Annotated in this window: 10 protein-coding genes and 1 riboswitch; of the genes, 5 read left to right on the top strand and 5 right to left on the bottom strand. The window is 65.7% G+C overall.

Going from position 1 to position 13399, the window contains the following annotated elements; translation table 11 throughout:
• The first annotated feature begins 100 nt into the window (after positions 1–100).
• Both HBF26_RS05590 and ppa read left to right on the top strand, forming a co-directional pair.
• Positions 101–2221: a prolyl oligopeptidase family serine peptidase gene (locus HBF26_RS05590; protein ID WP_167123918.1), complete on the top strand. Its 2121-nt coding sequence runs from the start codon at positions 101–103 to the stop codon at positions 2219–2221.
• 219 nt (positions 2222–2440) lie between these two features.
• The gene (gene ppa / locus HBF26_RS05595) at positions 2441–2974 is read left to right on the top strand and encodes an inorganic diphosphatase (RefSeq protein ID WP_167123920.1); all 534 of its coding nucleotides are present in this window, start codon (positions 2441–2443) and stop codon (positions 2972–2974) included.
• A 127-nt stretch (positions 2975–3101) separates the two neighbouring features.
• Here ppa and HBF26_RS05600 read toward each other — a convergent pair whose 3' ends face one another.
• The 4 genes from HBF26_RS05600 to HBF26_RS05615 all read right to left on the bottom strand — a co-directional run bounded on the left by HBF26_RS05600 (position 3102) and on the right by HBF26_RS05615 (position 7523).
• Positions 3102–4121: a DUF2333 family protein gene (locus HBF26_RS05600; RefSeq protein WP_167123922.1), complete on the bottom strand. Its 1020-nt coding sequence runs from the start codon at positions 4119–4121 to the stop codon at positions 3102–3104.
• A 42-nt stretch (positions 4122–4163) separates the two neighbouring features.
• The gene (locus tag HBF26_RS05605) at positions 4164–4736 is read right to left on the bottom strand and encodes a ferritin-like domain-containing protein (protein ID WP_167123924.1); all 573 of its coding nucleotides are present in this window, start codon (positions 4734–4736) and stop codon (positions 4164–4166) included.
• 79 nt (positions 4737–4815) lie between these two features.
• On the bottom strand, positions 4816–6657 hold the full coding sequence (gene thiC / locus HBF26_RS05610; RefSeq protein ID WP_167123926.1) for a phosphomethylpyrimidine synthase ThiC: 1842 nt from the start codon (positions 6655–6657) through the stop codon (positions 4816–4818).
• 72 nt (positions 6658–6729) lie between these two features.
• A riboswitch (TPP riboswitch) is annotated at positions 6730–6827 on the bottom strand.
• A 30-nt stretch (positions 6828–6857) separates the two neighbouring features.
• Positions 6858–7523: a TetR/AcrR family transcriptional regulator gene (locus HBF26_RS05615; RefSeq protein ID WP_167123928.1), complete on the bottom strand. Its 666-nt coding sequence runs from the start codon at positions 7521–7523 to the stop codon at positions 6858–6860.
• Positions 7524–7851: 328 nt separating this feature from the next.
• Between HBF26_RS05615 and HBF26_RS05620 the strand changes: the two genes are divergently transcribed.
• Together HBF26_RS05620 and HBF26_RS05625 are read left to right on the top strand one after the other, a co-directional pair.
• The gene (locus tag HBF26_RS05620; protein ID WP_167123930.1) at positions 7852–8511 is read left to right on the top strand and encodes a protein-L-isoaspartate O-methyltransferase family protein; all 660 of its coding nucleotides are present in this window, start codon (positions 7852–7854) and stop codon (positions 8509–8511) included.
• Positions 8512–8545: 34 nt separating this feature from the next.
• On the top strand, positions 8546–9946 hold the full coding sequence (locus HBF26_RS05625) for a TolC family outer membrane protein (protein ID WP_167123932.1): 1401 nt from the start codon (positions 8546–8548) through the stop codon (positions 9944–9946).
• Between the two features lie 1060 nt (positions 9947–11006).
• On the opposite strand, the gene waaA is transcribed toward HBF26_RS05625, so the two are convergent.
• Entirely contained in the window at positions 11007–12272 is a 1266-nt protein-coding gene (gene waaA / locus HBF26_RS05630) for a lipid IV(A) 3-deoxy-D-manno-octulosonic acid transferase (RefSeq protein WP_167124387.1), read from the bottom strand.
• Between the two features lie 80 nt (positions 12273–12352).
• On the opposite strand from waaA, the gene lpxL reads away from it, so the two are divergent.
• A complete protein-coding gene (gene lpxL, locus HBF26_RS05635; RefSeq protein ID WP_167031407.1) occupies positions 12353–13270 on the top strand; it encodes an LpxL/LpxP family Kdo(2)-lipid IV(A) lauroyl/palmitoleoyl acyltransferase in 918 nt (305 codons plus the stop codon).
• The last annotated feature ends 129 nt before the right edge of the window (positions 13271–13399 follow it).

Consider the following 13399-nt stretch of genomic DNA (forward strand, 5'->3'; position numbering starts at 1 on the left):
TCCAGACTGAAGCAAAAAACTGTCGCGCGCAGGGCGCGCTCCTACGCCGACCCGGCGGCCTCTCACCGTGACACCTCATCCCCACAGGAACCAAAACCCGATGCATCGACGCTGGATTGCGCTGGCCTTCGCCCTTACCTTCTCTGGCATGACCCAGGCATACGACACCCCGAAGACCCCGCCCGCCGCTCCGGCGAATACGAACGACGAAAACCTCTGGCTCGAGGACATCGACGGGGCCAAGCCCCTCGACTGGGTGAAAAAGGAAAACGCCCAGACGGTATCCAGGTACGCCGAAAGCCAGGACTTCAAGACGCTGGACGCGCGCATCCTCGAGGTGCTCGATTCCGACGCGAAGATTCCCGTGGTCAGCAAGATCGGCGACCACTTCTACAATTTCTGGCGCGACAAGGAGCACCCCAAGGGCCTCTGGCGGCGTACGACGCTGGCCGAGTACCGCAAGGACAAGCCCGCCTGGGAAACGGTGATCGACCTCGACGCCCTCGCCGCGTCCGAAAAGGAAAACTGGGTGTGGCACGGCGCGCAATGTCTCAAGCCCGACTATCGCCGCTGCCTCGTCTCGCTGTCGCGCGGCGGTGCCGACGCCGACGTGGTGCGTGAATTCGACCTGTCGAACAAGACCTTCGTCAAAGACGGCTTCACCCTGCCCGAGGCGAAGACCCTCGTCTCCTGGATCGACGACGACCATCTCTACGTGGCCACCGACTTCGGTCCGGGCTCGATGACCGACTCGAGCTACGCGCGCATCGTGAAGGAGTGGAAGCGAGGTACGCCCCTCTCTTCCGCGAAGACGGTGTACGAAGGCAAGAAGACCGACATGTCGATCTGGGCGTTCCGCGACAGGACGCCGGGTTACGAGCGCGACTTCGTCTCGCGCGCGCTGGAGTTCTACAGCACCGAGACCTTCCTTCGCGGCAAGGACGGCAAGCTCACCAGGATCGACGTGCCCACCGATGCCGAGACTGACGTCGAACGCGAATGGCTGCTGATCGAACCCCGCACCGCGTGGACGGTGGGTGGCAAGACCTATCCGTCCGGTTCCCTGCTGGCCGCCAACTTCGACGACTTCATGGCGGGCAAGCGCGACATCACGGTACTGTTCACGCCGGACGCGCATACCTCGCTGGCCGGCCACTCGTGGACCCGGCACCATCTGATCCTCAACCTGATGCACGACGTCGTGAGCGAGGTACGCATCCTCACGCCGGCGGCCAAGGGCGACTGGAAGAGCGAGGTGCTGACCGGCGCGCCCGCACTCAGCACCATGCAGGCCGTGGGCGTGGATGCCGACGACAGCGACGCCTATTTCCTCACCGTTACCGGCTACCTGCAGCCCACCACGCTGTACTACGGCGTACTGGGCCAGGGCGACCGTGAGGCGTTGAAGCACAGCCCTTCGTTCTTCGACGCATCGAAGTTCGCGGTAAGCCAGCATTTCGCCACCTCGAAGGACGGCACGAAGGTGCCCTATTTCGAGATCGCGCCAAAGACAATGAAGGCGGACGGCACGAACCCCACGCTCGTCTACGGTTACGGCGGTTTCGAGATCCCGCTCCAGCCGATGTACTCGGCCGGCGTCGGGCGCGCCTGGCTGGAAAAAGGCGGCGTCTACGTGGTGGCCAATATCCGCGGCGGCGGCGAATACGGCCCGGCCTGGCACCAGGCGGCGCTGAAGGCCAACCGTCCGCGAGCCTACGAGGACTTCGCGGCCGTGTCGCAGGACCTGATCGACCGCAAGATCACGAGCCCGAAGCACATGGGCATGATGGGCGGCAGCAACGGCGGCCTCCTCGCCGGCAACATGCTGACGAAGTACCCGCAGCTTTACGGCGCCGTGGTGAGTCAGGTGGCCCTCCTGGACATGAAACGCTATCCGCACATGTCCGCCGGTGCGTCCTGGATGGCCGAATACGGCGATCCGGACAAACCGGAAGAATGGAAGTACATCCAGACCTTCTCGCCGTATCACAACCTCCACAAGGGCACCCAGTACCCGCCCGTGCTCTTCACCACCTCGACCCGCGACGACCGCGTCGGCCCGGTCCATGCCCGCAAGATGGCGGCCCGCATGCAGGCCATGGGTTTCGACGCCAGCTTCTACGAGAACATCGAGGGCGGCCACGGGGCGGCGGCGGACAACAAGCAGTCGGCGTTCATGAACGCCCTGGCGTATACCTACCTTTGGGAGCATCTGAAGTAGCGGCGTGAGTCGGCGCATAGCGCCGCCTGGCGCCAGTGAGTCGGCGCCCCGCGCCTGTAAGTCGCGGCCTGCAGCCGCTGGAAACCGTCAGTAAGAGCCCGATGGCCGGGTCGCCCGGCTTTACTGACGGTTCACGCTTTCCAAGCCGCCTTGGCGGCTGACTTACTGGGGGGTCCCCCGGTATCCTTGGGGGCTGCCAAACCCCACCAAGGACCCCCCATGGGACTGCACCTCGTTTCCGCCGGCCGCAACGTGCCGGACGAAATCAACGTCATCATCGAAATCCCGAAGGATGCCGAGCCGGTCAAGTACGAAGTCGAGAAGGAAAGCGGTGCGATCTTCGTCGACCGCATCCTCTCCACCCCGATGCGCTATCCGTGCAACTACGGCTACGTGCCGGGCACGCTCGGCGGCGACGGCGACCCGCTCGACGCCCTGGTGATCCTGCCCCTGTCGCTGGTGCCCGGCTCCGTCATCCGCTGCCACCCGGTGGGCATGCTCAAGATGACCGACGAAGCGGGCGCCGACGAGAAGCTGGTCGTCGTGCCGGTGGAAAAGGTGTTCGCCGGCTACGCCCACATCCGCGACATCAAGCAGGTGTCCGGCCACTGGCTGGAGCGCATCGGCCACTTCTTCGAGCACTACAAGGATCTCGAGAAGGGCAAGTGGGTGAAGGTCGAGGGCTGGGTCGGCGCCGATGAGGCGAAGGCCGAGATCCAGGCCGGCATCGGTCGTTACAAGACCGATAAGTAAGGCTGGCTGCTTTGTGTGGGAGCCGCTTCAGCGGCGATCCGCGATAGCGGGCACGCTTGCCGCGAGGCGATAGCGGGCACGCTTGCCGCGAGCGTCCACCGCCGCTGAAGCGGCTCCCACAAAAGCTTCAACCGCGGCCCAGCAGGGCCCGCAGATCGATGATCGCCGCGTTCGCGCGCGACACGTAGTTCGCCATCACCAGCGAATGGTTGGCGAAGAAACCGAACGGCGAACCATTCAGCACCACCGGGCTGCCCAGCGACTTCTGCGACTCCTCGAGTTCGCGGATCACCTGCTGCAGGCTCGCGTCGGCATTCTTGCTGCGAAGGATGGGCGCGAAGTCGTGGCGGATCGCCTTGAGCTGCTCGAGCAACGTCCAGGTATACCCGCGAGCCTCGTAGAAGTTGTCGTCGATCTTGGACCAGGGCGTCTTCACGTAGATCGCCTTCGCCGGGCCGGCGTTGGCGCCCACGGAGGCATCCGGCGCCGCGTCCACCTTCAACTGGCCCACGCTGGCCGAGAGCCGCTGCGACAGGGAACCCAGACGCGCCGACACCGTCTGCAGGTAATCGGCAAGATTGTCCGCCCTCGCATAGAAATGGGCATTGGCATCGGCCGCGTCACTCAGCCTGCCGAGGTAGTTCTCGAGATCGTTCACGGCCTTGCCGTACTGCGATTCGGAACTCGGCAGCAGCCAGCGATCGTTCGGACTGTTGAGCAGAGGGTCTGCTTCGGCCAGGTCCTTGTCTTCGGTGGACTGCGTCTGCGAGCGGCTGAAATCGTTGCGCAGGGCGCGGGCCAGATCGCGGGACGCAGTCAGCGACCCGAATTCCCAGTTCGGCATGTTGTCCATGAACACACCTGGAGGCAGTCGGTCGTTGCTGAGGTAACCGCCACGCTTGTCCATCAGAGTATCGACGGAACGGATCAGCGTATACGTGGTGACTGCGCCGGTGCTCATGGGCCGGCCGATGTCCTTCATGTGCGCGGTGGTGACCGCGACCGGGTCGAACTGCTCCGGCTCCTTGTCCCACCACCACATGAGTGCCAGCACGAGCAGGACCAGCACGGCGATCGGCACGAGGATCGCCAGGCCGGGGAAGCTGCGCCGGCGTCGCGGCGGCGCGGATGGGGCGGTCGCATTCATGGGGACTTCCTTCTTGTCGCGAACGTGAGCGCCTAGCTTAGCTCAGCGAAGCGGGGGTGCCGTGGGCTCGCCCTTCGCGCCGAGGTTCTCGAGCAGCGTGGCCATGTCCTCGGCGTGTTCCTCTTCCTGCGCCAGGATGTCCTCCATGATGCGCCGGGTCGTCGGGTCGTCGTCGCCGATGTACTGCACAATGGCGCGGTAGCTGTCGATCGCGATGCGCTCGGCGACCAGGTCTTCCTTGATCATGTCCACCAGGGTGGTGCCTTCCACATAATCGGCATGGCTGCGCGAGAGCAGGCCGTCCGGGTTGAAGTTCGGCGTACCGTCGAGCTGGGTGATGCGCTCGGCGATGCGGTCGGCGTGCTCCTGCTCTTCCGTGGCGTGCTCGAGGAACTCCGCCTTCACGCTCTGCGAATGGATGCCCGGCGCCATGTAGTAGTGGTACTTGTAGCGCAGCACGCAGACGAGCTCCGTGGCGAGGGCCTCGTTGAGGAGCTTGATCACCGTCTCGCGGTCGGCGCGGTACCCGGAGGTGACCGCGCCGTTGTCGATGTGCTCGCGTGCGCGCTTGCGGATGTTCTCAATATCGCTGATGAAGGGCTTCGGCTGGGACATGCCTGGTCTCCTTTGAAGGGACTGGGGGATGCCAAACGTTAGGACGCGATACGGAAAATCCTGGTGAAGAGGCGGCTTCTCACGCCTTCCGGTACACCTCGCCTCCCTGCTGGCGGAATTCCAGCGCCTTGCCTTCCATCCCATCGGCGAAGTCCCGCACTTCCTGCGTGATCTTCATGGAGCAGAACTTGGGTCCGCACATGGAGCAGAAGTGCGCCGACTTGTGTGCCTCCTTCGGCATCGTCTCGTCATGGAGTTCGCGGGCCTTGTCGGGGTCGAGGCCGAGGTTGAACTGGTCGTCCCAGCGGAACTCGAAACGGGCCTTCGACAGGGCGTTGTCCCGTACCTGCGCGCCGGGGTGGCCCTTCGCCAGATCGGCCGCATGCGCGGCGATCTTGTAAGCGACGATGCCATCGCGCACATCCTGGCGGTTGGGCAGGCCAAGGTGCTCCTTGGGCGTCACGTAGCAGAGCATGGCCGTGCCGAACCAGCCGATCATGGCCGCGCCGATGGCGCTGGTGATGTGGTCGTAACCCGGGGCGATGTCGGTCGTGAGCGGGCCCAACGTATAGAACGGCGCTTCATGGCACTTTTCCAGCTGCCGCTCCATGTTTTCCTTGATGAGATGCATCGGCACGTGGCCGGGCCCCTCGATCATGCATTGCACATCGTGCTTCCACGCCACCTTCGTCAGCTCGCCCAAGGTGTCGAGTTCGCCGAACTGGGCCGCATCGTTCGCATCGGCCACGCATCCGGGCCGCAGGCCGTCGCCCAGGCTGAAGGACACGTCGTAGGCCTTCATGATCTCGCAGATGTCCTCGAAGTGCGTGTAGAGGAAATTCTCGCGATGGTGCGCAAGGCACCACTTCGCCATGATGGAACCGCCGCGCGACACGATGCCCGTCACGCGCTTCGCCGTGAGCGGCACGAAGCGAAGGAGCACGCCGGCGTGGATCGTGAAATAGTCCACCCCCTGCTCCGCCTGCTCCACCAACGTGTCGCGGAAGATCTCCCAGGTAAGTTCCTCGGCCACGCCGCCCACCTTTTCCAGCGCCTGATAGATCGGCACCGTGCCGATCGGCACCGGGGAATTGCGCACGATCCATTCCCGCGTCTCGTGGATGTGCTTGCCGGTGGAAAGATCCATGACGGTATCGGCACCCCAGCGGATCGCCCACACGAGCTTTTCCACCTCTTCCGCAATGCCGGAACTTACGGCGCTGTTGCCGATGTTGGCGTTCACCTTGGTGAGGAACCGGCGGCCGATGGCCATCGGCTCCGCTTCCGGGTGATTGATGTTGGCGGGAATGATGGCCCGGCCGCGTGCGACCTCGTCGCGCACGAACTCCGGAGTGATGCGCGCCGGCAGCGCGGCGCCGAACGCTTCGCCGGGATGCTGCGCGCGGAGGACGGCATCGGCCAGCGCGTCGATCCGCTGATTTTCGCGAATGGCCACGAACTCCATCTCCGGCGTGACGATGCCACGCCGCGCGTAGTGCATCTGGGTAACGTTCGCGCCGCTGCGGGCACGCAGCGGCAGCCGCGTTCCCGCGAAGCGGATGGCGTCCATCCGCGCGTCGTTCGCCCGGCCCCTTCCAAAGCTCGACGACAAGGCGTCGAGCCGTTCCACGTCGCCGCGCTCGTCGATCCATGCGGCACGCAAGGCGGGTAAGCCCTCTGCGAGATCCACGGCATGGGAAGGATCGGTATACGGCCCCGACGTGTCATACACCACGATCGACGGATTGGCTTCGCCGCCGAACAACGTGGGCGTGGCGGATTGCGCTATCTCGCGCATCGGCACACGCAGGCCCGCGCGACTGCCGGCAACGTACACTTTGCGCGAACCGGAGATGGGGGCGGTAACGGACTGGGAGAGCTCGCGCGCGGCGCGGGCCAGATCGGAGGGCATGGCATTCATCGGCTTCTCGTTCCTCGGAGGAAGGGAGAAGCGGACGGCGCCGTCACGCGACACGCCGTGCGCACGCGCACGGCGATCATGGACGAAGCTTCCTACGCCGGTACGGACCGGATCAGGTTCGAAGGGACTCTCTCAGCCCGCGCATCGCTTGGGCACCCCCGCTTCGCCACCGATTAAAGCACGAAGCGGATGCGGATGGGTCAGACGCTGACGTTGCGCGGGGAATAGGCGCGCATGAACATGTCGACCGCGGCCAGCGCGTTGGCATTCACCTCTTCGGCGAACTGCACCGCACAGTCTTCGCAGCCGAACAGGCGGCGGATCAGCAGGTCGCCCTTGAGCAGGGCAAGAAACTGCGTGGTGGCGCGCGACACGTCGGGGATGTCGAGCTGACCACGCGCGGCCGCGCCTTCGAGCAGGCGCTGCATGAGCTTGTGCATGCGTACCGGACCTTCTTCCCAGACCAGTCGCCCGAAGCGCGGATTGCCGCCGTTGTGGCAGTCGGAAAGGATGGCGCGGAAGGTGCCCACCGACTCGGTATTGGTTTCCATGGCCGCATGACGGCTGGCGATATTGCTGAGCGTGGCCCGGATGTCGGTGCCCTGACTGAAATCGAACAGGTCGTCCGGCAGGCGCTCCTGCACGTGCGCGCGGATCACCTCGCGAAAGAGGTTGTCCTTGTCGCCGAAGTGGCTGTACACCGTGAGCTTCGACACACCCGCGGAGGCCGCGACGGCATCCATGCTGGTGCCGGCGAAGCCGCCCTGGGTGAAGAGCGCCTTGGCGGCATCGAGGATGGCCGCTCGCTTTTCCATGTCCTTCGGACGCCCGGGTCCCTGGGTCTTGAGTTTCGGGCTGGCGTTCATGGCTGCACCTTCACAAACAGAGATTATGACTTTATTATACGCGGCGGTTCAGTTATTTCCAGCAGGCTGCTGACCGCTCCGGCTACCTTAGAATGGTAGATGGGGGTGCAGCGGTGGTTACCCCAATGGGATCGGGGGTTTGCCGCCCGGGCCGTTCAGGAACCTGAGGGCGTCCGGCGAGGGAGGCATGACTTCCGTCAGTCCCGTCCGGTGACTTCCGGCACTTCGTCCCGAAGCACGGGCACCGCAGCCTTTAGCTATTGGGTAGCGGGCGCTAAGCGCTTATCCTTCAAAATCTTTTTTTGCAGCTTTCGTACGGAATACAACCATGGCGATGAATTTCGAGCAGGCCCGGCAGAACATGGTCGAGAACCAGGTGCGTCCCTGGGAGGTTCTCGACGCCGACGTCCTCGAGACCCTGAAGAGCGTGCGCCGCGAAGACTTCGTCGCTCCCGAGCACCGCAATGTGGCGTTCGCCGACCTCACCCTGCCCCTGGGGCACGGCGAGGTGATGATGAAGCCGGTGATCGAAGGCCGCGTGCTCCAGGCCTTGGCGCTCAATAAGGTCGACGAGGTGCTGGAAATCGGCACCGGTTCCGGTTACCTGACGGCATGCCTCGCCCGCCTCGCCGGCAAGGTCACCAGCATCGACATGCACGCCGACTTCGTCGAGGCCGCCCGCGCACGTCTCGCTGCCGCCGGCGTGGCGAACGTGTCGCTGGAAACCGCCGAGGCCGTCAACGGCTACACGCCTGCGGGCGTTTTCGATGCCGTCGTGGTCACGGGCGCCGTGCACGCCGTTCCCGAGAAGTTCGTGCGCTGGCTGAAGCCCGGCGGACGCATGTTCGTGGTACGCGGCGATTCCCCCGCGCAGACGGCCGTCCTGCTCACCCACGAGGGCGACGGGCGCTATCGCGAGGAATCGCTGTTCGAAACGGACCTTCCGTACCTGGCGCATGCCGCGCCGGTGAAGCGGTTCGTGCTCTGATCCACCCGCTATCCCTCACTTACAAGGCGAAACCATGCGCTTGAAGCTGCTCACTGTCGCGCTGGCATTGGCTGCGATGCCTTTCGCGAGCCATGCGGAAGACCTGCTCGACGCCTACCGCCAGGCCCGGGCCAACGACCCGGTGCTGTCGCAGGCCGACTCCACCCGTCTGGCCACGGGCGAGGGCGTGGTCCAGGCGCGTGCCCTGCTGCTGCCCCAGATCAGCGCACAGCTCAGCCTCAACCAGAGCGATCCGAACGGGCCGTCGCGGTCGATCGTCACCGATGCCGCCGGCAACCCGGTGGTCGACGGTAACGGCAACCCGGTGCTCACCGGCGACGCCGGCCACACCCGCACACGCAACGTCGGGGCCACGATCAGCCAGAGCGTGCTCGATCTCAGCCGCTATGCCGACCTGAAGGCGGCGAAGTCGTCGTCGCAGGCGCAGGACGCCACCTACGAGGCCGCCCTGCAGCAGCTCGCCACCCGCGTGGCGACGGCGTACTTCCAGGTGCTGACCAACGACGACGCGCTGACCTTCGCCAAGGCCAACGAGCAGGCCCTGGCCCGTCAGCTCGAGCAGGCCCAGCAGCGTTTCGACGTCGGCCTGGCCGCCATCACCGATGTGCAGGACGCCAAGGCGCAGCACGACACGGCCGTCGCCAACGTCATCACCGCCGAGAACACCCTGTCCGACTCGCGCGAAGCGCTCACCCAGATCACCGGCAAGCCGGCCGACAACCTGAAGAAGCTGCGCGAAGACCTGCCGATGGACGCACCGTCGCCGAACGACCCGAAGGCATGGGTCGCCGAAGCGGTGAAGAACAACCCGACGATCGTCGCTTCGCAGTACAACGTCGATTCGGCCGAGCACAGCATTTCCTCGGCGCGCGCGGGGCATCTGCCGACCATCGACGCCACCCTCGGCTACAGCAAGTCCACGGCGTGGACGCAGAACAGCGGTACGGCGGCCACCGCCGGTACGCTCAGCGGTGGCGGTAACGGTCGCGGCGCGACCACCGTCGGCCTCACGCTGAACGTGCCGATCTTCTCCGGTGGCGCCACGCAGTCGCGCGTTCGCCAGTCGATCTACCAGCGCGACGCCGCGCAGGACTCCCTGGAGGCCACCCGCCGCCAGGTCGTCCGCGACACGCTGAACTTCTACCGTTCGGTCGTGGCCGGCATCAGCAAGGTGGAGGCCACCAAGGCCGCCGTCCAGTCCTCCGAGAGCGCCCGCGACGCGACGCAGGCCGGTTTCGAGGTCGGCACGCGCACCATCGTCGACGTGCTCCTGGCCCAGCAGAACCTCACCCAGGCCCTCAGCGACTATTCGCAGGCCCGTCACCAGTTCATCCTCGACAAGCTGCTGCTCAAGCAGTCGGCCGGCACGGTGGACGTGAAGGACCTGGAAGCCGTCAACGCGTTGTTGCAGTAACGCTTCCGTTCGACACGCGCAGAAAAAACGGACCCTCGCGGTCCGTTTTTTTATCGGTTCTTCGCGTATTTTCGGGATGCGTGGCGTACGGTGTTCGCTTCGCAGGGTGGGCTCGCCTGTTCGGCGTCGCATCGGCGCGTGTGCCTTGGCTTGAGAGCCAGTACCCGTCCCCCTCGCCGCGAAGGTTTACGTCGTTCCTTGCGAAAGGAGAGCCGCTGCGCGGCTAGTGTCTTATGGCTGCGCCGCGGCGGACGGTGCAGGCTCGTGTTGGGAGAGCAAAGCGCGAGTGGGGGGAGCGAAGCACGAGCCGATGGTTTGCTTTCGCCTCTTGCCGACCGAGGCGCTGGGTGCCTGCTTTCGCAGGCACGACGGTTAGGTGCTGCGATACCGTCGCGTCGTGCTCTTGTGGGAGCCGTTTCGCTTTGTGTGGGAGCCGCTTCAGCGGCGATGGGTGCTTGCGGCAAGCGTGCCCGCTGCCGCGGGATCGCCGGCGAAGCCGGCTCCCACAGAAAACATCGCGAATCGTCTTTGGTGCGGATGGGGGAATTGTAGGAGCGCGCCTCCCAGCTACCGCCGTGCCTGCGAAGGCAGGCACCCAGCGACTTGAGCGCGGACAGTCACCACAGGCCGACAAAGCAACGCCACGCACTACACATCACACACACCGCACCGTCCGATGCCGGTAGCCGTCGCCCTCGCCGCGATGTCTGGAGTCGAGGGCGGCCGGGCGGAGAAGGCCCGTCAGGGGGCGGGCCTGGACGGCCCGCCGTCTTCGCCGAGGCAGGAGGCCGAGTCGAAGACCCCCGCCCGGACGCCCGGGTCCGCCGCGGCGCCAGCCATAAGACACCGAGCCGCGCAGCGGCTCTCCTTTCGCAAGGAACGACGCAAGTCTTCGCGGCGAGGGCGACGGCTGCCGGCTTCCCGACCACGTACGAGCGCCGAGCGCGAGGCCGAAGGCGAGCCCACCCTACGAAGCGAAAAGCAACACCATCAAATAGCGAAGCCGCACTCCCCCAATGCGCGAAGACCCTTTTTTCATCCACGATACCGAGCCCCGGCCCTACTCCTGCAACAGCCGGTCGACGAGTTCCATCACCTTTCCGACGGAGCCGCGCTCGCTGTCGAATACATGGCGGGCGCGGCGCCCCATCGTTTCCCGGCGCTCCCGATCGCGCAGCAGGGACAGGACCTGTTCGCCGAGTTCGCTCTCGTCCTTTACCCGCTGGCCGCCGCCTTCGTCGAGTAGCGCCTGGGTGATCTCTTCGAAGTTGAACGTGTGCGGCCCCACCAGCACGGGTTTGCAAAGCGCCGCGGGCTCCAGCACGTTATGGCCGCCGATGGGCACGAGGCTGCCGCCGACGAAGGCCACGTCCGCCGAGGCGAAGAAGCGCAACAGTTCACCCATGGAATCGATGACGAAACACTGCGTGGCATGGCCCGGCGCCTTGTCGGCGCTACGCGTGGCCACGTTGAATCCGAGGCTCCGCACCGAGGCTTCCACCGCCTTGAATCGCTCCGGATGGCGCGGCGCGATGAGCAGCAAGGCATCGGGCAGGCGGCGCATCACGCTGAGATGCGCCTCGAGCACGCACATCTCCTCCCCTTCGTGCGTACTGGCGGCGATCCAGACCGGGCGGCCCGTACCCCACGCTTCGCGCATCGCCTTCCCGGCTTCCAGCGCTGCCTGGGGCACAGGCATGTCGAACTTGAGATTGCCGCAGACGGTGAGCTGGCTGGGTTCGGCGCCGAGCAGGCGATAGCGGGCAGCGTCGGTGCGCGACTGCGCCGCGATGTGGCTCACGCAGCGCAGCGCGCGCTTCACCAGCGAACTCATGCGCGCATAGCCCCGCAGCGATCGCTCGGAAAGCCGCGCGTTGGCGATCAGCAACGGGATGCCGTGCCGGCGGCAGGCGAAGTAGAGGTTCGGCCAGATTTCCGTTTCCACGATCACGGCCAGACGCGGACGCGTGTTGCGCAGGAAGCGCTTCACGGCGAATGGCAGGTCATAGGGAAGATAGACGCTGTGCACGCTGTCGCCGAACAGCTGGCGCACGCGCTCGGAGCCGGTGGGCGTCACCGTGGTCACCAGCATCGGCGCCTGCGGATAGGCCTCCATCAGGGCCTTTACCAACGGCTCCGCCGCGTTCACCTCGCCCACGGACACGGCGTGCACCCACAGGCAGCCGGCAAGGCGCGGCTCGCGGAACTGGCCAAAGCGCTCGCGCCAGCGCACGTGGTAATCGCCATAGCGCATGCCTCTCGCCATGAGGCGGAGCATCACCAAGGGCGTGAACAGGTACATGGCGAGGTTGTAGAGCAGGCGCAGGAGCACGCGGATCCCTGGATTTGCCGGTAGCCCGGCAGTATAGCCGCCCCCTTTCGCTACAATGGCCGGCCATGCCCGGTATGCCCCGCCCCCACCTCACCCGCGCCCTGCTCGCGCCCCGCCACTGGCCGGCGTGGCTGGGCGTCGCGTTCATCTGGCTGATCGCGCACCTGCCGTTCCGGCTCCTGATGCGCCTGGGCCGCCTTGCCGGCCGGCTGGCCCTGCACCTGAACCCCGAACGGCGCCGCATCGCGGCGACGAACATCGCGCTGTGCTTTCCCGAACTCGACGCGACGGCACAGAAGGCGCTGGTACGGGCAAACCTGTGCGACGTGGGCATGATGCTGGCCGAATTCGCCCTGGGATGGATGGGCTCGGATCGCGCCATCGCCCGTGTGCCCGTCACCGTCGACGGCCTCGAGCATCTGGAGGCGGCCCGCAAGGCGGGTCGCGGCGTGCTGCTCGTCGGCGGCCATTTTTCGCACCTGGAACTCTGCGCCCGGCTGGTGTCGCAACGCATCCGGATCGCCGGCATGTACCGGCGCATGGATTCGGACGTGTTCGAGTTCGCGGTGCTCCGCTCGCGCCTGCATTACGCCGACGCCATGTTCGAAAAGGACGACATCCGGGGCACGGTGAGGTACCTGAAATCCGGCGGCACGCTCTGGTACGCGCCCGACCAGGACATGCGCAGCAAAGACAACGTGTTCGTGCCCTTTTTCGGCGTGCAGGCCGCCACGATCACCGCCACGCATCACCTGGCCCGACTTTCCGGAGCACTGGTCATTCCCTTTTATCACCGCCGGTTGCCCGGCGACGCGGGTTACGCGATGCGTCTGGGCGCGCCGATGGAAGACTTCCCCAGCAAAGACCCGAGCCTGGACACGGCACGCGTGAACGCGCAGATCGAGCAGATGGTGCGCGAGGCGCCGGAGCAGTACCTCTGGGTGCACAAGCGCTTCAAGACGCGCCCTCCCGGCGAGCCGAAAGTTTACTGAAACGCGGCGAGGCGACCGCCAGCGCGCTTCCTACATGGTTCAGGCGAAGCCTTTCGGTGCACGAGGTTGCGCGCCGCTTTCCCCTACCTTTCGAGAAGCCTAACGCCGACAGAACCATGGGCGGGCGGC

The organism is Luteibacter jiangsuensis (genome assembly GCF_011742555.1).
Taxonomy (GTDB): Bacteria; Pseudomonadota; Gammaproteobacteria; order Xanthomonadales; family Rhodanobacteraceae; genus Luteibacter; species Luteibacter jiangsuensis.